Origin of the sequence: Hymenobacter sp. B1770 (genome assembly GCF_049896385.1) — a bacterium.
Lineage (GTDB): Bacteria > Bacteroidota > Bacteroidia > Cytophagales > Hymenobacteraceae > Hymenobacter.
Genome location: NZ_JAFCUF010000002.1, coordinates 530,283 through 551,146, shown reverse-complemented (window position 1 = coordinate 551,146; position 20,864 = coordinate 530,283). Strand labels below are relative to the sequence as shown.

The window sequence follows — 20,864 nt, the reverse complement described above, 5'->3', positions numbered from 1 at the left end:
ACTAATTCTGCTCCGTTTAGTTTGCAAGAGTACAAACTCTGCGCACCCGATGAAATCCGAACACGAACACGAAAACCGGGTCGGGGCCCGGCATCGCTCCTCGCCTTTTGGCCGAATTGAGGGCATGTCCCCCATACTGGTGGCGCTGTACTTTGCCCTACTCGGCATCACGGTAATGTTTCTGATGCTGGTGGTAGCGTACGTGGCCACCCGGCTCCGGAGCGGGGCGCCCACGGGCTTATATTCTCTGCCACGCTATTTCTCACTGAGCACTATTGTGCTGGTGGTTAGCAGCTACATCATTGCGCAGGCGCACCGCCTCTATGCGCAGGATGATTTGGGAAGTCTGGTCCGCTGCCTGGGGGCGACCCTTTTTATGGGGGCGGTGTTCTCGGGACTGCAGGTGCTGGGCTGGCGCGAGCTGATGATGAACGGCGTGCCCTTTCGGGGCATGGCCAGCAACAGCAGTGGCCAGTTTATCTACCTGATATCGGCGCTGCACGTGGCTCACTTACTGGGCGGCATGCTGTTTTTGCTGGTTGTGCTGCTGCGCGTAATTCATGCCGACCGCGATGCCGTGCGCGCCCTGGTATTTATCCGCAACCCCTACCACCGCCGCCACCTCAAGCTGTTGGCAACCTACTGGCATTTTATCGACGTGTTGTGGATAGTGCTGTTTGCCGTGTTTCTGTTTATGTATTAGGAGCGCTACTCAGGCCGAGGCGTTATCTGATAACCTCCAGCCAACCTCGGAAGCGGCGGCCATCGGTGTAGGTGATAAAGTAATAGTACATGCCCCCACTGCCCTCGCCAGCCCAGCGAAACTCCCGGTCGGGCGAGCTAAATACCTGCTGGCCCCAGCGCGTAAAAATCTGGATGTCCCGGAACTGCGAATCGCAAAAGTTGGGTGGCAGGTCGGGCAGACGGAACACGTCGTTCTTCCCATCGCGGTTCGGGGTGATGACGTTGTAGAGCTTGACAGCCAGGGTATCGGGGTTTTTTACGTGCAGCCTCACTCGCTGCACTTGCGGCAAGGGCCGACACGTAGCATCCACGAGCTGGAAGGTGACGACGAGGTTGCGGTGCAGGGTGGCAGCGGCGCAGCTTACATCCCAGCGGAAAGTGCCGGTAGCCACCCCGGTGCCGTTCTTGGCTTCAAAGCGCATGCCCAGTGCGGCCAGGTCGAAGCCTTCGCTGCCATCTTCTGAAGAGCCGGTGGCGGTTAGGGTCAGGCCGTCGCGGTCCACGTCGGCTCCGTCGAAGGTGGCGGTGTACACCTGACCCAGCGGCAACTCCACCAGCGGGATGGTATTGGGCTGCACTACCGGCGGCAGGGTCGAGGCCAGGGTAGGCGGGTGGTTGTCGTAGCGAACAACAATGGGCACGGAGATGGTAACCGCCTGCCGAATGTTGCACGGCGAGGTGGCCGCCGTAAACTGAAAGGTGCGCACCGAGTCGGGCCCCACGGCCCGGCAGTCGACACGCCACGTGAAGCGCCCGCGCTGCTGGTTACCCACGGTGCCCTGCGAAAGGGTGGCGCCCACATTAGCCGGGTTGAAGCCCTGCCCGCTCATATCCAACTGAATGACATCATTGTCGGGGTCGGTGCCTGTCACATCGAAGGTCACTAAATCACCCACCCGCACACGCAGCGGTAGAGTTGGGCCCGCCGTGGTCACCAGCGTGGGGAGTGAGTTGGCGGGCGGAGATGCTATGAACGCCACCCGCACCGTGTCGCGCTTGGGCAGACTGCAGCCATCGTCGCCCACCACCACATCCAGCAGAAACACCCGGCCCTGCGTGTTGATGCACTCCGGGAAGCACAGGGTGGCCGTGAGGGTGTCGGGTGCTCCGGGGGTACGCACCGCCCCGCTCGTGGCCGTGGTAAAACTGGGCATCAGGCCCGTGAAGTTGACCGGGCTCAGTGAAAGTGATAAACGCGAATTGGGGTCGGAGTCGGTGAAGCGCACGTTCACGCAGCGGTTGCCGCCCTGCACCAGGCGTAGGGTGTCACGCCCCGGCCGGTAGGGGGTCGGGCTGTTTGGGGCTGGCAGCAGCACCATACTGGGCTTGGCGTTGGCGGGGCAATTGAGCACCATCAACTGGAAGTCGCGTCGGGCTTCGCCTATTTTCTCGCCGTCCCGGTACTCCGAGCAGCGCACTCCAAACACAAACAGGCCCATGTCGGTGGGGCGCACCGTGAGGCGGCCCGTGTTCCGGTCTATGTTCAGGGTAGGGGAGCCCGGAATCTGGTTGAGCGTGCTCAGGGGCGGACGGGTGGGCACCCCCGGGATGGTGGGCGCGGGCGGCAGCCAGGTAATTAGCGAATACGGCGCAGGAGAAGCCGCCGCGGGCTTGGGTACATTGGAACTGGAGTTGCCATTGAGTGGCGTCACCAGGTCATAAACCAGGGAGTCGCCATCGGCGTCCTGCCCGCTAAAGTCGTAATAAAATAGCTCGTCGCGGCAGGCATAGTCGGCCAGCGGAGGGAAAATGCGGGGCGTGGAGTCGACGAAAGGCTGCCCACGCCGCACCACGGCCGGAAACTCCAGGTAGAAGGTTTGACCGGCGCTGTTAGGCAGCACAATGTTGTTGATGCTGTTGTTGCGGCAGCAGCGTTCCACAGCCACGTAATAACCCTGCGGGTTGTTATATATGTTGGCTGAGAGAGCGATAACCTTGCTGTAAACCAGCCGACGGGTGCTGAGCGTGGGCTTTGCGCAAGCCGGGTTGGTGTAGTTGACGAAGGTGTTGTTGGTGAGGGGGAGCAGCACGTTGGTCACACGCTGGTTAGAGCCTTTTTCGAAGATGCTGGCCGTTAGGTCGGCGTCCAGGGCACTGGGGCTGCCATTCGCTGCATCAAAGTACAGGTTGAGCACCAAGGTGTACGATTCGCCGGTGTTATGCACCAGCTCCATTTCGCCGCCTACGATGTGGGTGGCTCGTGCCGAGCTGGCCAACAAAAGCCAGGTACACAAAAGCAGCAGCGCTACTGACCACGCCGGACGCAGGGGAAAAAAGCGAAATGGCATCGGGTGGAGGAAAAAGCGTAATAAATCCAGATTAAGCCGAAATATACGGATGCAATAGTCAACTTATAAACCAAGGCGCGCGTTTGCCAGTCGCCCAGCAGCCCCATGGCCGGCGGAACTTTACGAGGCACCCAACCTACCTTCGGTTTTTAGGAGCATGGCTATTTAACCCGGCTGAAAATTAATTGTCACGACTGCTTTATTATCTATGCGTCACTTTCTTTACGCCCTTCTAGGCTGTAGCTTACTATTGGCACCTTCGCCGATGAGAGCCCAGCAGCCTGTGGCGGTCAGCGCTTCCTTTGCCCGCGTCCTCACGCAGGCCGAGTTAGAAGGCGGGCGTTTATGCGCAGCTGCTCATGGCCAAGCAGCCCAGCGCTCGGCCACTGCTTCGGTCACGCACCGCGCCAAGATGGAACGCTACGACGTGAAGTACTATAAGCTGGATCTGGCCCTGGAAAACACTTCGCTCAACGTGGCCGGTTCGGTCTGGATGCGCGTCCGGGTGGGCAGCCAAGCCCTCGATTCCCTGGCCTTTGAGCTATACCAGGCCCCCGCGGGCTCGGGTGCCAACGTGGCCACGCTGCTCATCGACTCGGTGGTGGTGAACGGGCGGCGCTCGCCGGGTGTCCGCCGCGCCGGACCCGACGCCACTGCGCGGCTGGCCCAGTCCGCCCCCGCCAACTCCCTCGTCGACGCCCGCATTTACTACCACGGCACGGCCCCCAGTGGCAATTCGGCGGCCATTGGCAATGGCCTTAGCAACCGCAGCTCCGTCCACCTCGATACTTATAGCGGCGCCCCTACGTTTCCTTATAACGTTACCTGGTCGCTCTCCGAGCCGTTTTCGGCGCACGAGTGGTTTCCATGCAAGCAGGTACTCACCGACAAGGCTGACTCTTCCGATGTGTGGGTGACCACCACCCTGCCCAATAAAGTAGGGTCCAACGGCGTGCTGGTGCGCACCGTGACGCTGCCCGGCAACAAGGTCCGGTACGAGTGGAAATCCCGGCATCCCATTGTCTATTACCTGATTTCGGTGGCTGTGGCGCCCTATCAGGAATACGTGAACTACGCCAACCCGGCGGGTGGGCCACGCATTCCCATTGTTAACTACGTTTACAATCAAGCTTACCTCGACTACTGGAAAACCCGCATCGACCTGACGCCTGGCTTCATCGAAAACTTCTCGGCCCTGGTAGGCCTCTACCCGTTTGCTGACGAGAAGTACGGCCACGCCAACGCGCCCCTGTTCGGCGGCATGGAGCACCAGACCATGACTACGCAGGACGGCTACAGTTTCACCCTCACGGCGCACGAGCTGTTTCACCAGTGGTTTGGCGACAACGTGACCTGCGCCAGCTGGGAAGACATCTGGCTGAACGAGGGCTTTGCTTCCTACGGCGAATACCTCGCACTGCAGGCCTTCGACACGCCGGCTAACGCCCGGGGGTGGATGAACGAAGCCCATCGCCTCGCCTTTCTCAACTCCGGTAGCGTGTACGTGTCGGATACCACTAGCGTCAGCCGCATTTTCGACTACTATCTGAGCTACAAAAAGGGCGCGGGCGTAGTGCACATGCTGCGTTATCTGCTCCACGACGATACCAAATTTTTCCGGGCCCTGCGGACGTTCCAGACCCAGTTCAGCGGGTCCACGGCTCGCACTGCCGACCTGCAGGCCATCTTCGAGGCCGAGGCCGGGCGGCCATTGGGGTATTTCTTTCAGCAGTGGTTCCGGGGGCGCGGCTACCCCGCTTTTGAGGTGCGCTGGAACCAGAGCGGCAGCAACGTGGTGCTGCGGGTAGACGAAACGGTGTCGCAACCCGCTACCACCCCGTTTTTTGAAACCGACGTGGACTACCGCCTCACCTTCACCAACGGCACCACCCAAACCGTGCGCCTGCGCCAGGGGCAGGGTTCCGAAACCTTCCAGCTAACAGTGAACGGCACTGTAGCCAGCGTGGCCGTCGACCCCGACCAATGGATACTTGACCGCAGCAGTGCGCCCACGCGCGACAATACCTTGCTGCCCACCCGTGCCAGCGCAGGTCTGCTTCCGCTTACGCTCTTCCCCAACCCCTGCCGCGAGGAGCTGCGCTTGGCGGCTCTACCCGCTTTCAGTGCCAGGGCCGAAGCGCTCGATGCTACCGGGCGCGTGGTGCTGCGGCAGGCCATCGCGGCCACTCAGCCACAGGTCGATACCGGTCTGCTGGCACCTGGCCTATATTATTTGCGACTGCTAAGTGCTAACGGTGAGCTGGTGGGCCACGGCCGCTTCGTGCGAGAGTAGAGGCGCGTTTGTTGGTTGACTTTAACCGGCGGAGCGGGGTATTGACGCATACTTGCGTTTGGTCGGCTGCGCCGGTTTCAAGTCACCGTTCAACGAAGAGACGGGAACCAAAGGTCGGCGCAGCCAAGCGCTGTCACGTTTCTCCAATAAGCGGATAAATACTTCTGCTAACGCAAACAGCCTCTAAAATACGTCGTGGTATTCCTGAATTCTGGCCTCAATGGCAGCATCGGCAGGGGGGGCGTCTAATAGGGCCTTCAGCAGGTCGTCGAACGAGCAGGCGGGAGTGAACCCGGCCTGGAGCACGGCGTTGCTGGAAATTCGAATGAACATTGGTTGCTCGTTCAAGGCAACCAGGTCTACCGTGACAAGGCCGTAGCGCTGGTTGCAGTGGCCGGTTTTGGGGCAATCGGTGGGGTTGGGTTTGAAGAGCTGTTTGAACGCAACTTCCCGGTGCGAGTCGTGCTGCCAGGTGCATTGGTCGGCGCAGGCCCGGTGGTAGCCCAGGGTGAGCAGGCGCTCGCCCAGGTGCTCGTAGAAATGCCGGAAATTGCCCGGGCCAATGCTGGGGTCAAACAACAGCATGGCTCCCTGGCGGCCACTTTCCTGTAGCAGCTGCACCTGAAAACCCCGCGAGCCCGCCGCCCCACCTTTCCGCAAGTGGTAGGCTTTAAAGTAGGGCCCCAGCCAGTTCAAGTACACCCGCTGCTCCACCCAGCGTGCGTGCCGCTTCACCTGGGCAGGCGACAGCTTCACGGCCTGCCAGGAGCCCGGAACCCCGTCTTTGGAGCGGAAAAGGTTTTGAATAAAATCGAACAAAACGTGGAAAGTTATTGAAGTCGAAACACCCGGCCGGGTAAATAGTTTCTGAGCGCCATGCTGGCAATTTGCCTTTTCGGCGTCCTGTAAGCACAAGAATACGCTTGCTTAAGAAGCCGCACAACTGAAGCGCAGGCATTGACCAGGCCTTGGGTATGGCAATCATCGCAGACCCCGGCCATTCCATAACCAAGCCGTAAACCAAAGGCCGGCCTCAATCTGAAGCCGGCCTACCGTTTGGTTTCGCGTCGACGGCTGAGGCTATTTTACGCGGGTCCAGGTTTGCGATTTGCCGATGAGCGAAAAGCCGATGTAGCCTTTCACCTCCATTGTATTGGCGTTCTGCATTTTCATGTAGCACGAATACGACTTGCCCGTTTCGGGGTCGTAGATTTTACCATCGTCCCACTTGTTGCTGTCGTCGTATGTGAAGTCTTCCATAAACACCAAGCCCAGCCGCGGACGGCTGCGGAGCTTGGGGTCAGGGTTCTGCGTGTCGGTTTTGGGCTTTCCGGTATCCGGGTCGTCCGGAACGGCCAGGCTCATAATTCTGCCGCACAGCTTAGTGCCGCACTGAAAAATCTCAAACGTCGCTTTCTTATCCGATTGCGTCCAGACCCCAATCGGAGACAGGGTTTGGGCTGAAGCCATGCTGGCGGCACCCAAAACGATGACAATAAGTAAGAGGAGTTTTTTTTTCATCTCAGAAGGAAAGAATTGAAAAGGCAAGGTAAACTATCGGCCCGCTGCCGGCTAGGGCCGCAAGGGCAGTTTGGCAAGTTTACGGCCAAGTTGCGTGCTGATACGAACGGCTGGTTTAGCAGGATGAAAATTGCAAAAAAAATAGGTCTGTAAATCAGGGCGCAAGCTACAATGGGGGGCGATTTGGGAAAAATTAAGTCCCCTAACTTTGAACCTTAGTATCCGCTATTAACTTTACCGTCCAGTAGTGAGTGCTACGGCCCCTCCCAAGCAGCCCTAAGGTGCTGGGCCGCGCGAGGGGGGTTATGTCGAACGTAAAGAAAGGAGGTACAAAATGTCTAGTAGTCCCAAACAAATCCTGCCCAGCCTGTCGAATGTCGTACGCTTCACCGCAGTACGCGCCTAACAACAGCTTCGTGGGGTAGCTCCTAAGGCTTCCCACATTCGGCCAGGTCTTACTCTCAGTAGTGGACGCCGGAACTGTACCCCAGTTTCGCCGCTCGGTAAGATTTGAAGGATTAGATGCCCGGTTAGCCCAGCCGCCCTTTAGTGGGCCGGCAGAGGCCAACCGGGCATCGCTTCGTTATAAGGGTTTTGAAAGAGGCTGGACAGGCGGCCTGCCTGTCCAGTTATGGCTAGTGGCTGTCATGTGCCGAAGCTTTAAGCCCACCCTGCCGGCTGCCTCTGAGCGAGCTGTTTACCGCGTTGCACGCTTCTTGGCAGGAGTGCTGCTTTTAGCAGGCACTTTGCGCCGTGCCGTGGGGGCGGGTTGCTTTTTCGAAGCCGCCTTTTTTTGAGCGACGGCCTTCTTTTTAGCCACGGGGGCCGTGCTCTTCCGGGCAACACTCTTGCGGCGGGGTAGCACCTTGGGCAGAGTGGCCGCCAGAGCATCTTCTGCTTCCACAGCCACTGGCAGGGAAGGCAAGGCTGCTACCGGCACAGCCTTTCGAACCGAGGAGGCGGTGCGGGCAACAGCAGGAGCGCCCGGCCCAAGCACACGCCGCACCTGCATGAAGCGGCGCTCATAGTCGGTGCCCTCCACCTGACTCACTTTCACCCCTGACTCGCGCCGGGCCGACGACGAATGCACAAACCGAATGGGCCCGCTGGGGCCGGCAGTGGTGATGATGCCCGCGTGCCCCGGGGTAGTAGCCGCCTTGTCGGTGCCGGTGAATACCACGATGTCGCCGGGCCGGGCATCGGAGCGGGGCACCGGCTGCCCCACACTAATGAGCAAGGCCGTGGAGTGGGGCATGGCAATCCCGAAGCGGCTGTACACAAACTGCACAAAACCCGAGCAGTCGAAACCCGTTTCGGGCGTGTTGCCGGCATAGCAGTAGTTGGTGCCGAGCTGCTGCATGGCGTAGCGCACAATGCTGTCGCGCTGGGAAGCTTCGCCCACCAGCTCACCGGCCTCCCGCGTGGAGGTAAACACGGCCTCCAGGTGGCCATCGTCGGCAGCCGCGGCCTGGCCGCCAGGGGCCTGAGCCGAAGCTGCCGCCTCCCGGGCTGCCTTGGGCTTCGATGACGTCAGGCGGGGCAAGATCCCCACCATAGCCAGTATTAGTCCCACAAAAATCAGCCAAAGGAAACGCATAACGAAAATGAAAAAAGGTACCGGTGTGTTCTATACGTCACCTTCGCTCCTAACGGTGCAGCTAGCTGCTAGGTTGGTGGCAGCCCCAAGGACTTACTTTGTGGCCTTGATACATCTCAAAACAGCGCTAATGCTCAAAAATTCAAAATCATTTTTCTGTCAGGCTACCTTGGCTGTGCTGCTGACCAGCGCATTGCCCGCCGCGGCTACTGTCGCCGCGGTGGTACCTACGCTCCGCTACACGCTGGCCATGCCCACACCCCAGACCCACTACTTCGAAGTGAAAATGGACCTCGGCGGCTTCCCCGCCGAGTATACCGACATCAAAATCCCGGTGTGGGCGCCGGGCTCTTACCTGGTGCGGGAGTTTGCCAAAAACGTGGAAGGCTTCCAGGCTCGCACCACCGGCGGCCAGGCTCTGGCCGTGGAGAAACTTAACAAGAACACTTGGCGCGTGCGCCATCCCAAGCAGGCCGATTTTCAGGTGAGCTATAAAGTGTATGCCTACGAGCTAACCGTGCGCACGTCGTTTATCGACGCCGACCACGGCTACCTCAACGGCACGAGCGTGTTCATGTACCCCGCCGACAACAAGATGCTGGGCAGCACCGTGGTGGTAGAGCCGGCCACGGGCTGGTCGAAGGTGAGCACCGCGCTCAAGGCCGCCCCGGGCAAGTTCACCTACAAGGCCGCCAGCTACGACGAGCTGGCCGACTCACCCATTGAGATAGGCAACCACAAGGTGTTGGAATTCAACGCCAATGGCACGCCCCACCAGGTGGCCATGTACGGCACCTACACCGCGGACGACACCAAATTGACGGCCGACCTGAAAAAGGTTTGCGAGGAAGCCCACCGCGTGGTAGGCCAGAACCCGCTCGACCGCTACCTCTTCATTGTGCACAACCTGGAGCGAGGCGGCGGCGGCCTCGAACACCTCAACTCCACCACCTTGGAGGTGAGCCGCACCACCTACGGCACCGAAGCCGGCTACCAGTCGTTCCTGGACCTTGCCGCCCACGAATACTTCCACCTCTGGAACGTAAAACGCATCCGCCCGGTCGCCTTGGGGCCTTTCAACTACGACCAGGAAAACTACACCAACATGCTGTGGGTGAGCGAGGGCATGACGTCGTACTACGCGCGCCTCATCAACAAGCGCGCAGGCTTTATCTCGCAGGAGGCGTACCTGGGCAAGCTAGGTAACGCCATCACGCAGGTAGAAAACACCCCGGGCAACCGTGTGCAGTCGGCAGCCGAATCGAGCTTTGATGCCTGGATTAAGGGGTATCGCCAGAATGAAAATTCGAGCAATTCCGAAATCAGCTACTACTCCAAAGGCGACCTTATCGGGGCGGTGCTCGACCTGAACATTGCCGAAGCCACCAAAGGAGAGAAGCACCTCGACGACGTTTTCCGCTTGCTGTACGACACTTATTATAAGAAGGCCAACCGCGGCTTCACGGACAAGGAGTTTCAGGACGCCGTGGCTACCGTGGCCGGCCGTCGCTACGACGACTTCTTTCAAACCAGTGTGTACGGCACCAAAACGTTGGACTACGCAACTGCCCTCGGCTACGCCGGCCTCACGCTAAGCGTGGCGCCCCTCAACGAAAACGGCACCCTCGGCGCTTCGTTTGCCAACCGCGCGGGCCGCATTGTGGTGGTGAGTGTGAAGCGCGACGGCGCTGCCTGGAACGGCGGCCTTAACGTGAACGACGAAGTTTTGCTCGTCAACGGCAGTGCCCCCAACGAGGAGTCTATCAGACAGTTGCTTGGCAGCCCCGTGGGCACGGATGTCAAGCTGCAGGTGCGCCGCGACGGCCTCACCCGCGACATCGCCCTCAAGGCCCTAGCGGACCCCGACCGCAAGTACACAATTCAGCCCGTGGCCAGCCCCAGCGCTGCGCAGCAGCGCGTGCTGGCCCGCTGGCTTGGCCCAAAGAAATAGGAGGATGAGCAACCGGCGCTTTTCAGCCTGCTTGAATAAATACAAAAGGCCCCGTACAGCTTTGTACGGGGCCTTTTGTATTTATAGTGAACGACTAAAAACCAAGCCGGCAGGTCAGATAATGCGCTTCAGCGCCACCTCGCGTGCTGGCGCAATTACGAGCGGTACTTTCTCTACTTTAACCGAAGAGGTGTCGAGGCCGAAATACTGGTCTTCCGACGCAATAAACTGCCGGATATAGAAGTAGGCCTGCATCACGAGCTTTTCCATGGTGGGGAAGTCGTTCTCAACGCTCAGGAATTTCTGCAGCACCACAAACCGGAAATCGCCGGTCACGTGCTGCTTGCTTAGCGACTCGTAGCGCGAGGTGATGTCCACTTCCTTGTTGCGCACCAGGTCCTCAATCACCTTGCGGAAGTAGAGGTTGATGCGCTGCTGCACCCGGAAACCCAGCCGGAAGTTGATGCGGAATACGTCATCCTTGGCCACCTCGGTCACCTTATACTCCATAGTATAAGGCTCGTCGGTGGTTTCGACGTGAATGAACCAGTAAATGTCGGCCCGCTTGGGGCGCTTTTGGAAAATGGAGTAAATGATTTTCTGCTCAATCTCAGAGTTGCGCTCGGCCGAGGTCATGAACACCAGGTGGGTGGCGTATTTCGGAATGGATTCGTCGTCGCTGAGTTGCTTGAGAGCGTCCACGTAGGGTTGGAGGCGGACAAATTCGGTAAGGCGGCGCTTGATATAGAACGCTTTAAGCCACACGTACATCACCCCAATGAGGGCGGCCCCAATCGCCAGCGAAACCCAGCCCCCGTGCGGAAACTTAATGAGATTGGCAACGAGAAACGAGCCCTCGATGAGGCCGTAGACGATGGCAAAACCATACACCAAGGGCGTGGCCACCCGCTTGGCCCGGAGCCACATGGTGAGCAGGATGGTGGTCATCATCATGGTGAGGGTGATGGCCAGGCCGTATGCCGCCTCCATGTTTTCCGACTTTTGGAAGTACAGCACAACGCCGACACAACCCAGGAGCAGCAGCCGATTCATGCTGGGCACGAAAAGCTGCCCTTTCACATCAGTTGGGTAGTTGAGCTTCACCTTGGGCCACATGTTGAGGCGGATAGCCTCGGCTACCAGCGTAAACGAACCCGTAATAAGTGCCTGCGAAGCAATGATGGCCGCAATGGTGGCAATGCCCACGCCAATGAGCAGAAACCACGGCGGCATCAGCTCATAAAATGGGTTGCGGCCGTCTAGCTGCTCGCCCTGGTGGGCCACCAGCCACCCGCCCTGCCCAAAGTAATTGAGCAGCAGGCAAGTTTTCACAAATATCCAACTGATACGGATGTTGCCCTTGCCGCAATGGCCAAGGTCCGAGTACAGGGCCTCGGCCCCAGTGGTGCACAGAAACACTGCGCCCAGCAGCCAGAAGCCACCCGGGTACTGCACCAGCAGCTCGTAAGCATACACGGGGTTTATGGCCCTGAGTATCTCGGGGTGCATAGCAACCCCCTTTATGCCCAGTATGGCCAGCATGGAAAACCACACCAGCATCATGGGGCCAAAGGCCTTGCCTACAATCTGAGTGCCAAAGCTCTGCATGAAGAAGAGCCCTAGCAGAATGGCAATAACGATGGGCACCGTCGGAATGCTGGGGTACACGGCCTGCAGGCCTTCAATAGCCGACGAAACCGAAATGGGCGGCGTGATAACGCCATCGGCCAGCAGGGCAGCGCCGCCAATGATGGCCACTGCCGACAGCCAAGCCCCCCTGCGCCGCACCAGGGCATAAAGCGAGAAAATTCCGCCTTCCCCGTTGTTGTCCGCGTTCAGCGTCAGCAGCACGTACTTGACCGTGGTTTGCAGCGTGAGGGTCCACAGCACGCAGGAAATGCCTCCGTATACCAACCGCGGGTCAATCAGCCCGGGCACAATGGCCTTCATCACGTAGAGCGGCGAAGTGCCGATGTCGCCATAAATAATGCCGAGGGCAATCAGCAATCCCGCCCCCGAAACGGCGGTATGCGAATGTTTAGAGTCCATGAAGAATAAGCAGCGGTAAGTAGCAGGGCCAGTGCTATTATTAAAATTAGGCGCGCGAAGGTATGAGCCAACTCTTCGAGTGGGGAGTCAGGTGCGGCCCGCTGCACAGGCTTGCCGCTGATGCACAGCAAATTGTGGGGTTAATTATCCAGCTGCTCAGCCCCGGCTTCGGCCTGAGCGGCCGCCTGTGCTGCTTCGGCAGCCTGGCGGGTGGCCTCGTCGGCGGCCGCCAGCACATAGGCCGCCTGGCGGGCTGCCCAGTTGTGGGCACGAAAGATGCGGCGGTTGACTTCGGCCGTGAGGCGCTGCCAGCCAGCTGTGTCGCCGGGCAAGGCGAAATTGACCATTTCGCGCCCCAGTCGATGCAGGCGCAGTCGGTTGGTGCCGCGGTGCCCGTAGGCGAGTAGCAGTGCGGTCAGGGCCATGCCTATCATGGCGGGCCCGGTACGCAGCCAGTTTTGCAAAAAGGCAATCATCACAGTGGCCAGGCCTATGCTGCCCAGTAGGTACCATAGTATCCAGCGCACCGGCGTGAGCTCGGCCCGCTCCAGTTCCAGCAGCAGAAACGCGTGGCCGCGCACGGTCAGGGTGGCGTCGGTGAGCACCACGCGGCCGTCTTCGCTTTGCATAGTGGGCAGCGGGGGCGGAGGCTCGGGCGGGGCCATTTCGGGGGGCGGCCCTGGCTCATAGAAAGGCGCCGACACCAAAGCGGCCCCGGAAGGTTGTTCCGGGGCCACGGGTGGGATGGGGTCAGCGGGTGGCTGGGCTTCGAGGTCGTTCATGTGCTCAGAAACAGCCAATGTGCTAGTGGTGCGCGACCAGGTGGGCGCACCAGTGCGGGTGGGGGTAGAAGATGTGAATGGATTTTCCACCCCCACGGCGCCTTAGTTGTTTACTTTAATCAGCTCTACATCGAAGATGAGGGCCGTGTCTCCGGGGATGTCGCGGCCTGCGCCCCGCTTGCCGTAGGCAAGGTCCGAGGGAATATAAAGGCGGTACTTCGAGCCTTCGGGCATGAGCTGCAGGGCTTCTGTCCAGCCGGCAATCACGCCGTTGACGGGGAAGGTGGCAGGCTGGCCACGCTGGTAGCTGCTGTCGAATACGGTGCCGTTGATGAGGGTGCCGTGATAATGCGTGGTCACCGACGATTTCAGCGTGGGGGTTTTGCCCGTGCCTTGGGTCAGCACTTCGTACTGCAGGCCGCTGGGCAGGGTGGTCACGCCCGACTTGCTGGCGTTTTGGGCGAGGAAGGCTTCGCCTTCGGCTTTGTTGTTGCTCATGGAATTGGGGTCTTGGGTTTGGTCGTCGTCTTCGGCACCGCCCATCTGCTCCTGCAGCTGCTGCATGGCGGCCTGCATTTGCTCTTGGGTGAGGCGGCTGGGTTGGCCCTGCAGGCCTTCTTTGAGGGCGCCGGCCAGGGTATCAATGTCGAGGTCGAGGCCCTGCTGGGCAAAGTTGCGGGCCAGGTCGCGGCCGATGATGTAGCTCACTTGAGCCTGGTGGGAATCGAGGTTCATGGGCAGGTGATGTAAATGCTGCGGGTGTTTCAGGCCGAAACGGTGCCCGGCAGCGGATGAAAGAATAGCTCAAAGTTACGCCGTTGCCAATGCAAGGTTCCAAAAGCCGCGCCGAACCGCTTGGCCGGTCTTAATGGCCGAATCCACAACAAAAAAGTCCGGCCATTGGACCGGACTTTTTCAGATATTAACCGCTAAAAACAGTAACTAACAATAAACTAAGGCTTAGCAATACAGGTGCTGGTCGTCGTCTCCGTGAAAGAAGAAAGTCAGGTCAAGGCCAGCCACTTTGGCAGCCAAGTAGCTAACGCCGCCCAATAAAAGCAGCGAAGAAAACGATAATGCGGTGGTCTTTTTCATTTCTAAAGGCGAAATAGCCTAATTGGTGATTTCAGGGCAAAGATACGAAAATCAAGCCAAAAACGTTATGCATGCAGCATAAGTTAATCTTTGATTAACATTCAAATGTTTGAACCTCTACGACTTCGCCGGGCTGCATGGCGCCCAAGTGCAGGGAGCCTACCCGCACCCTGATTAGCCGCAGGGTGGGAAAGCCCACGGCTGCGGTCATTTTGCGAATTTGCCGGTACTTGCCTTCGGTGAGGGTGATGGAAACCCAGCTGGTGGGGCCGTGCCGGTCGTCGCGAATTTTGCGGGAGCGGGGCGCGAAGGTCGGCGCCGGGTCGAGCTGGCGGGCCTGACAGGGCGTGGTTTGGTAGCGTACGTTGTGAATACCAATCTCCACCCCGCCTTGCAGTTGGGCAATGGCGCCTTCGTTAATCAGTCCGTCTACCTGGGCGTAGTATTCCTTCTCTACCTTCTTGCTGCGGATATGCTCGCTCATGCGACCATCGGTGGTAAGCAGGAGCAAGCCTTCGCTGTCCTCATCGAGCCGGCCAATGGCCATGATGCCTTCCGGGAAGTGGTGGAACTCGCCCAGTTTCTTCTTTTTGGCCTCGCCAATAAACTGGCTGAGGTAGCCGTAGGGCTTGTGAATGAGGAAGTGGCGGTGGGTGGGTGGTGCTACGCTGGGGAACATGCAGGGGAGGGCGTACGAGGGTTTTCTGCCGCAGAGTGGGAGCAACTTGGCTTAGCGGGTGAGGCGGTAAATCATGAGCGCCGCGCGCTGCACCAGCAGCGGAAACTCTTTAAGGTTGATGGTTTCGCCGGCCGCGTGGGCGCCCTTGCCCGACACGCCTAGTCCGTCGAGGCAGTCGACGTATTGGGCCACGTAGGAAATGTCGCCGCCGCCGCGCGAGCCGGGGTCGCCGGCAGCTACAGTTCCGTGGCCCAGGTCGCGGCTGACCTGGTCGGCGAGGGCGGCCAGCTTTTGATTGCCGGGAGTGGGCGCCATGCCGGGCAGGCCATCGGCAAAGGTGATTTCGGCCCGGGTCTTATTGAGGCTTTGGGCCACGATGGCACGCATCTTTTCGCGGGCAGCTTCTTTCTGGGCTTCGGTGAGGAAGCGTAGGTCGCCGATTACGGTAGCGCCGGGGGCAATGATGTTGGTTTTGCCAACTACTTCGCCGCGGGCTTTCGCTTCGTCGTAGCTCACTTCGGAGCCGCCCACTATTAGTCCGGGGTTGAAGGTGAGGTACTGCTCTTGGCTTAGGGTTTCACGAAAGGAGTTGAGGATGCGGGCGGCTTCATAAATGGCCCCGTCGCCCACGGCTGGCTTGAAAACGCCCGAGGAGTGAGCGGCCGTGCCGTACGTTTTCAGCAGCCAGGTGCTGGAGCCGCGCCGTGCCGTGGCCACGGTGTGCAGGTTGGTGGCGGTTTCGAATGCCAGGGCCACCTCGGCCTGTTTGGACCGGGCAATGAAGTCGGCGCGGCTTTCGGGGCCTTTGCCGCCGCGCTCCTCGTCGCCGGTGAAGTAGGCTGTGATGCTGGCATCTTTCAGCAAGCCGTTGGCGTGCAGGGCCTGCAGGGCGGCCAGTATCACCACGTCGCCGCCTTTCATGTCGTTCACGCCCTGGCCGGTGGCCGTGGAGTCGTTTAGCCGGGTGAATTTGGTGAAGGGCATGTCCAACTCAAACACCGTGTCGAGGTGGCCAATCAGGAAGAGCTTCTTGCCCTTTCTGCCATTGCGCTGGGCCACGAGGTGGCCGGCCCGCTGCATGGTTTCGGGCATGGCCACCCAGTGGGTTTTGAACCCGATGGCGTCGAACTCTTTCTGCAGTACCGTGCCTACCTCGCGCACGCCCTTCACGTTGAGCGTGCCGCTGTTGATGTTGACGAGCTGTTCCAAAAGCTGCTCGCTCCGCGGCATGTTCTGCTGCACCGAGGCCACGATTTTGCGCTCGGTGGCAGTGAGCTTTTGCGCTGAGGCAGCGTGTCCACAGAGAATAGCAGCAGCAAGAAGTATTTTTTTCACCAACAAGAGAATTAGGGTTGCAGTATTACCTCAAAAGTAAGGAAGTAGGGCACCTGTTAGTATAGCTGTTCAATGCCAGTTTTTGTCGGGTTGTTTCCTGAGGCGTTTAGCCGCGGCGATAACCTCCACCAGTTCTACGGGGTCGCTGAAAGGGTCCGCATCGAGGGTGGTGACGCGGTTAAGCTCCTTTTGCCAGCGCCGGAGCTCGGCTACGTAAGCGGCATTGGGCTGCCGGTGCAGGGTCTCGCCTTCGGGAATCAGGTCGCAGATACCGTTGTGCAGCCACTCGCCGGTGTGCCAGTTGGGCATGTCGACGGCCGGAAACAGGCAGATGCCATGCAGGTCCATGCCGGCTTCCACGGCGGCCAAAGACTCTTCCATTACGTCGCAAAGCCATTCGTCGCGCCCGCCTTCCAGCCCACTGGTTTCCCCAATAATCATGGGCCGGCGGTAGCGTTCCCACACCAGGCGCAGCAGGTCGCACAGCGGTTTGATGCGGTCGTCGTCGGGGGGGAGGGCCTCGTGCGGTCCATGCTCGCGGTACTCCATCTGGCCAAAGGAATAGTTGTTGGCGCCCACAATGTCGAGAATTTCGGGAGTGCCACCCAATTCCGGGTGCTCTTTGCCCGCGATGATGTCCCAGGCCAGAAAGGTGTCCACGTAGGTCTCCTCGTGGGCGGCGGCTTGTAGGTCGGGCCGGTCGCGGGGGGCCACCACCTGCACCAGCGGGTTGATGTGTACCATGCGGGCTTCGGCCTCCACTTCACGGATGGCTTTTACGCCGGCAATAGCAGCTTTGCACAGGTTCAGGCGCAGCTTAAACCGGTCTTCCCGAGTGTTTTTATACGGCGCTATCCAGCCCCATTCACCACCACAAACCGAGAAAAAGGTGATTTCATTGATGGGCGTGAAAAAGTGCGGGCCGCGCATTTTCGGAATAACGTATTCGGCAGCGGCCCGGCAATAGGCAGCGAAGCGGGCGACAAAGTCCTCCGAAAAAGGGTCTAACTCCTCAGGATAGCCGTAGTGGCACAAGTCCCAGATGGGCAGAATCTTATTTGTGTTCAGGGCTTCCAGCATCGGGTCGATGCAAGAGAAATCGTACTGCCCGTTGGTGTCGACGAGTGGCCATGGAATGCCTTCGCGGGCCACAGCGATGCCCAGCGTGCGCAACATCTCATAATCCTCGTGCACAAAGGTGTGGTGCTGCGTTTCGTGCACCAGGTTGCGCCGCTTTTTATCCTTCCAAAGAAAGGTAGAGCACTCAAAACCCGAAATAAAGAAGGTCGGAAAGATGCCTGGTTTCTGTGCCATATCGGATAGGAACGATGGTTACATAATGGTGTCCAAGTAGTATTGGATAGGGACACAACCACTTCGCGGACGGATGCTCCAGAATTGAGCAGGGCGAAGCCATCGTATCCTTACGGTTGCTTTTTAGGAACAACAGGCTGCTGAAGGACCTTGATTTTCTCAGCCACTTCGACCATCGGCGCCACCCAGATTTTCTTCTCGTTCGCCTTTAGGTACCGGAGCAGCTGGCGGTGGGCCTGCAGGTCTACGTTGAGGCCATGGCCACCGCCCACGCCGTGAAACAGAAACACCAGCAGCGTGCGCGACTGCTGGGTCTTCTTCACCAGGTCAATCAGGTATTCAGCCGACTGGCCGTTTATCATGTAGCTGTTAATGTTGGATAAGTTGACCTGCGCGGGTGTCTGCAGGCCCGCAGTGACGCCCCGGGCAGCCACGAAATCGTTTTGCAGCTGGTCGTAGAAGGCCACGTTTCCGATTTTTAGGTCGCCGCAGGGGTAGGCAAACGTGCGCTTGGTCTTGCCATCGATGGCTGTGAGTAAGGTGTTGTTGGTTCTAATCTCGCTCACAGCCCGGCTGACGGTGTACTTGCTCAGGTCGTTGTCGGGCGTCACGAAGCCGCGGCCCGGCAGGCTGCCATCGCAGGGATGAAACAAGGCGTGGTTGCCCAACTCATGCCCACGCTTGGCGGCCTGCCGCCATTCCGGAAGCCGGCGCGCCACTACGGGCGAAGACCCAATCAGGTAGAACGTGCCACGCAGCTGCAGGGAGTCGAGCGCGGGCACGGCGTTGTCGAGGTCAACGTCGATGGCGTCGTCGTAGGTCAGCACCACGGCGCACTGCTTGTTGTTCCAGGGGCCGCCTGCCTGTGCGTGCGCCCCGGTGAGGAACAGGAGAGAGTAAGCAGCGGCCAGCGCTAGCAGCCTGCGTGGGTATATCATTAGTGGTTGCCTTTCGTAGTTGTCAATGATACAAGGGCAAATGCCACGGCCTGGCCCTTGGCGAAGTAAAGCGGTTTATTTCACCTCTTCGACTTCTACGCGGCGGTTGCGGGCATCGGGCGAGGGGTAGAGCGGGCGCGCATCGCCGTAGCCAACCGTGGCAATCCGGTCGGCGGCAATCCCAGCCTTTACAAGGTAGCTTTTTACAGCCTCGGCCCGTTGCTCCGATAGAATCAGGTTTTTCTGGGGCTCGCCAATCTTGTCGGTGTGCCCGGCTACGCGCACTTTCAGGGTGGGCCGGGCTTTGAGCTCAGCGGCCAGTTGGTCTAGCGTGGGCAGCGCTTCCGCCAACAACTCGGGGGTGCCCAGCTTAAAAAGCACGGTGGGCAGCACCACCGGCGTGGCGGCTATGATAGGAGCCGGGCGGGCCGGCTTTGCGGTATCTGGTCGGGCGGCAACGGGAGGGCCAGCTGGAGCTGGGGCCGGAGCAGCCGTGAGTGGGGCAGGCTTGGCAGCTGGTGCTTTGCCCGTTACCTGAATGGTGATGGGCACCACGGGGCTTTGGCTGGTGGGGTAGTAGCCTTGAACCAGGTAGAAAGTGGTGGTTTTGTTAAGCCTGGTGGGGTATGTGTTGCCGGTAGCCACCGGTTCTTTCATGTCTGCGTCGGCATACCACATCACGTTGCGGCCCGATACCCGGATGGTGGTTTCGGCACCGGCTTTCACCGTAGCTGCCGATTTTAGCTTGATGCGATAAAAGGTGAAGGTGCCCATGTCGCAGGTACCCACGGGGCGGTAGGTGGCCCGGCCGGTGAGCTTTTCCAGCTTGGCGTCGTAGGTAAACGAGATGGCACCATCGCACCAGTAGCTGGTGCGGGTGCGGCCGGTTTCGTTTAGCTTACGTTGATGCTCCAGCCGCATTACGGCACCCGTCTGGGTGCCCTGCATTTGGAACGTGACGGAAATGGCCGGATTTCCACCTACTTCCTGGTAAAGCACCCCAAAGAGCGCATTGCCCTTGCTTTTTTGCAGGCGCAGCACCGCTGGCCAGTAGCCTTCTTCCTCGCCGGTGTCAGACTCTACGCCCTGCCATACGCCCGTCAGGGATTGGGCTTGTCCGGGGCCCGCCAACAGCAGGGCCGCTATGCCATACCAAAAGCAGCTTTTCATGACGCCAAATTATGCGCTAACTATAAAAAGGCCAATGTCGAGCCTACTTTGGACAGGCTCTGTTTTCTAACTAGAACTGTCATGCTGAGCTTGCGAAGCATCTTATTTATCGCCGCGGAACAATTCGTTATGGCGTGATAAGATGCTTCGCAAGCTCAGCATGACAGACAGCGTGAGAACCAGCTACCCCAAGTACGCCATGTCCTCGGCGCTAAGCTGAATTTCGGAAGCTTTTAGGTTCTCACGCAAGTGCGCCAGTTGCGAGGTGCCCGGAATCGGCAGTATCCAGGGCGACATGTGCAGCAGCCAGGCGATGTTAATCTGTGCTACTGTTGCGTTGTGCTTCCGGGCAATGGCCGCAAGCTTCTCGCCGGCGTTGGGCAGGCCATGAATCAGAGAGAAAAAAGGAATGAGCGGAATGCCGTGCTGCTCGCAAAGGTCCAGCACTTCCTCGCCGCCCGGATTGGCGACATGGGGCAACTGCACCGTGGTGCGCTGCGCGTAGCTATACATGTTCTCGACGGTGGCAATCGGCCCCAGCTGCAAGCCTTCTTCCAGCTCGGTGCGGGTCACATTGCTCAGGCCCACGTGCAGTATTTTGCCTTCTCGCTGCATGGCAAACATGGCTCCGAGTTGCTCGGCAAGCGGCACCCCGCTGTGGCCCAATAGCCGCAAGTGCACCAGCTGAATCTGCTCTTGCTTTAGGGTGCGCAGGTTATTGTCGATGCTGGCCCGCAGGTTTTCGGGGGTGTTGTATGGCACCCAGCTTTTGTCGGTCCTGCGGGTGGCGCCCACTTTGGTGCAGATAACCAAGTCCGGCGGGTACGGATGCAGAGCTTCCGCAATTAGCCGATTGGTGACGTCCTCGCCGTAGTAGTCGGCGGTGTCGAGGAAGTTGACACCCGCCGCAACGGCAGTTCTGAGAATCTCCAGTGCCTCGGGCCGGTTGGCAGGTTCGCCCCAGATTTCGGGGCCGGTGAGGCGCATGGTACCGTAGCCTAAGCGCGAAACGGTAAGGGGATGGGCAGAATGTTGGGCGATGGTAATGTTCATGGTGACTATAGTCGCATGAAAGGCCGATTTGTTTTGAGCTACGGTCATGCTGAGC

General features: G+C 59.4%; 17 protein-coding genes. 3 read left to right on the top strand and 14 right to left on the bottom strand.

The window, feature by feature from the left end:
- The first annotated feature begins 49 nt into the window (after positions 1 to 49).
- Positions 50 to 703 (top strand): cytochrome c oxidase subunit 3, encoded by a 654-nt coding sequence (locus ACP7AJ_RS06270; RefSeq protein ID WP_426059338.1) that lies wholly within the window; start codon positions 50 to 52, stop codon positions 701 to 703.
- A 22-nt stretch (positions 704 to 725) separates the two neighbouring features.
- Here ACP7AJ_RS06270 and ACP7AJ_RS06265 read toward each other — a convergent pair whose 3' ends face one another.
- Complete coding sequence (locus ACP7AJ_RS06265) at positions 726 to 3,032, bottom strand: gliding motility-associated C-terminal domain-containing protein (RefSeq protein WP_426059337.1); 2,307 nt, start codon at positions 3,030 to 3,032, stop codon at positions 726 to 728.
- Between the two features lie 208 nt (positions 3,033 to 3,240).
- Here ACP7AJ_RS06265 and ACP7AJ_RS06260 point away from each other — a divergent pair, with 208 nt between their 5' ends.
- The gene (locus ACP7AJ_RS06260; protein ID WP_426059336.1) at positions 3,241 to 5,325 is read left to right on the top strand and encodes a M1 family metallopeptidase; all 2,085 of its coding nucleotides are present in this window, start codon (positions 3,241 to 3,243) and stop codon (positions 5,323 to 5,325) included.
- Positions 5,326 to 5,508: 183 nt separating this feature from the next.
- On the opposite strand, the gene ACP7AJ_RS06255 is transcribed toward ACP7AJ_RS06260, so the two are convergent.
- The 3 genes from ACP7AJ_RS06255 to ACP7AJ_RS06245 all read right to left on the bottom strand — a co-directional run bounded on the left by ACP7AJ_RS06255 (position 5,509) and on the right by ACP7AJ_RS06245 (position 8,443).
- On the bottom strand, positions 5,509 to 6,144 hold the full coding sequence (locus tag ACP7AJ_RS06255; protein ID WP_426059335.1) for a hypothetical protein: 636 nt from the start codon (positions 6,142 to 6,144) through the stop codon (positions 5,509 to 5,511).
- Between the two features lie 261 nt (positions 6,145 to 6,405).
- The gene (locus ACP7AJ_RS06250; RefSeq protein WP_426059334.1) at positions 6,406 to 6,846 is read right to left on the bottom strand and encodes a DUF2147 domain-containing protein; all 441 of its coding nucleotides are present in this window, start codon (positions 6,844 to 6,846) and stop codon (positions 6,406 to 6,408) included.
- 697 nt (positions 6,847 to 7,543) lie between these two features.
- Positions 7,544 to 8,443: a C40 family peptidase gene (locus tag ACP7AJ_RS06245; protein WP_426059333.1), complete on the bottom strand. Its 900-nt coding sequence runs from the start codon at positions 8,441 to 8,443 to the stop codon at positions 7,544 to 7,546.
- 130 nt (positions 8,444 to 8,573) lie between these two features.
- On the opposite strand from ACP7AJ_RS06245, the gene ACP7AJ_RS06240 reads away from it, so the two are divergent.
- The gene (locus ACP7AJ_RS06240; protein WP_426059332.1) at positions 8,574 to 10,394 is read left to right on the top strand and encodes a M61 family metallopeptidase; all 1,821 of its coding nucleotides are present in this window, start codon (positions 8,574 to 8,576) and stop codon (positions 10,392 to 10,394) included.
- A gap of 114 nt (positions 10,395 to 10,508) precedes the next feature.
- Here ACP7AJ_RS06240 and ACP7AJ_RS06235 read toward each other — a convergent pair whose 3' ends face one another.
- From ACP7AJ_RS06235 to ACP7AJ_RS06190, 10 genes are all read right to left on the bottom strand, one after another.
- On the bottom strand, positions 10,509 to 12,443 hold the full coding sequence (locus tag ACP7AJ_RS06235; RefSeq protein ID WP_426059331.1) for a KUP/HAK/KT family potassium transporter: 1,935 nt from the start codon (positions 12,441 to 12,443) through the stop codon (positions 10,509 to 10,511).
- Positions 12,444 to 12,583: 140 nt separating this feature from the next.
- Entirely contained in the window at positions 12,584 to 13,315 is a 732-nt protein-coding gene (locus ACP7AJ_RS06230; RefSeq protein WP_426059330.1) for a hypothetical protein, read from the bottom strand.
- 12 nt (positions 13,316 to 13,327) lie between these two features.
- Positions 13,328 to 13,960: an FKBP-type peptidyl-prolyl cis-trans isomerase gene (locus ACP7AJ_RS06225; protein ID WP_426059329.1), complete on the bottom strand. Its 633-nt coding sequence runs from the start codon at positions 13,958 to 13,960 to the stop codon at positions 13,328 to 13,330.
- A gap of 225 nt (positions 13,961 to 14,185) precedes the next feature.
- The gene (locus ACP7AJ_RS06220) at positions 14,186 to 14,320 is read right to left on the bottom strand and encodes a hypothetical protein (protein WP_426059328.1); all 135 of its coding nucleotides are present in this window, start codon (positions 14,318 to 14,320) and stop codon (positions 14,186 to 14,188) included.
- A gap of 94 nt (positions 14,321 to 14,414) precedes the next feature.
- Positions 14,415 to 14,999 (bottom strand): pseudouridine synthase, encoded by a 585-nt coding sequence (locus tag ACP7AJ_RS06215; RefSeq protein ID WP_426059327.1) that lies wholly within the window; start codon positions 14,997 to 14,999, stop codon positions 14,415 to 14,417.
- Between the two features lie 51 nt (positions 15,000 to 15,050).
- Positions 15,051 to 16,334 (bottom strand): M20/M25/M40 family metallo-hydrolase, encoded by a 1,284-nt coding sequence (locus tag ACP7AJ_RS06210; protein ID WP_426059326.1) that lies wholly within the window; start codon positions 16,332 to 16,334, stop codon positions 15,051 to 15,053.
- A gap of 69 nt (positions 16,335 to 16,403) precedes the next feature.
- Positions 16,404 to 17,648, bottom strand: coding sequence for a family 1 glycosylhydrolase (locus tag ACP7AJ_RS06205; RefSeq protein ID WP_426059325.1), 1,245 nt, complete (start codon positions 17,646 to 17,648; stop codon positions 16,404 to 16,406).
- Positions 17,649 to 17,758: 110 nt separating this feature from the next.
- Positions 17,759 to 18,586, bottom strand: coding sequence for a polysaccharide deacetylase family protein (locus tag ACP7AJ_RS06200; RefSeq protein ID WP_426059324.1), 828 nt, complete (start codon positions 18,584 to 18,586; stop codon positions 17,759 to 17,761).
- Positions 18,587 to 18,661: 75 nt separating this feature from the next.
- Positions 18,662 to 19,756, bottom strand: coding sequence for an OmpA family protein (locus ACP7AJ_RS06195; protein WP_426059323.1), 1,095 nt, complete (start codon positions 19,754 to 19,756; stop codon positions 18,662 to 18,664).
- Positions 19,757 to 19,939: 183 nt separating this feature from the next.
- Positions 19,940 to 20,809, bottom strand: coding sequence for an aldo/keto reductase (locus ACP7AJ_RS06190; RefSeq protein ID WP_426059322.1), 870 nt, complete (start codon positions 20,807 to 20,809; stop codon positions 19,940 to 19,942).
- Positions 20,810 to 20,864: the final 55 nt, after the last annotated feature.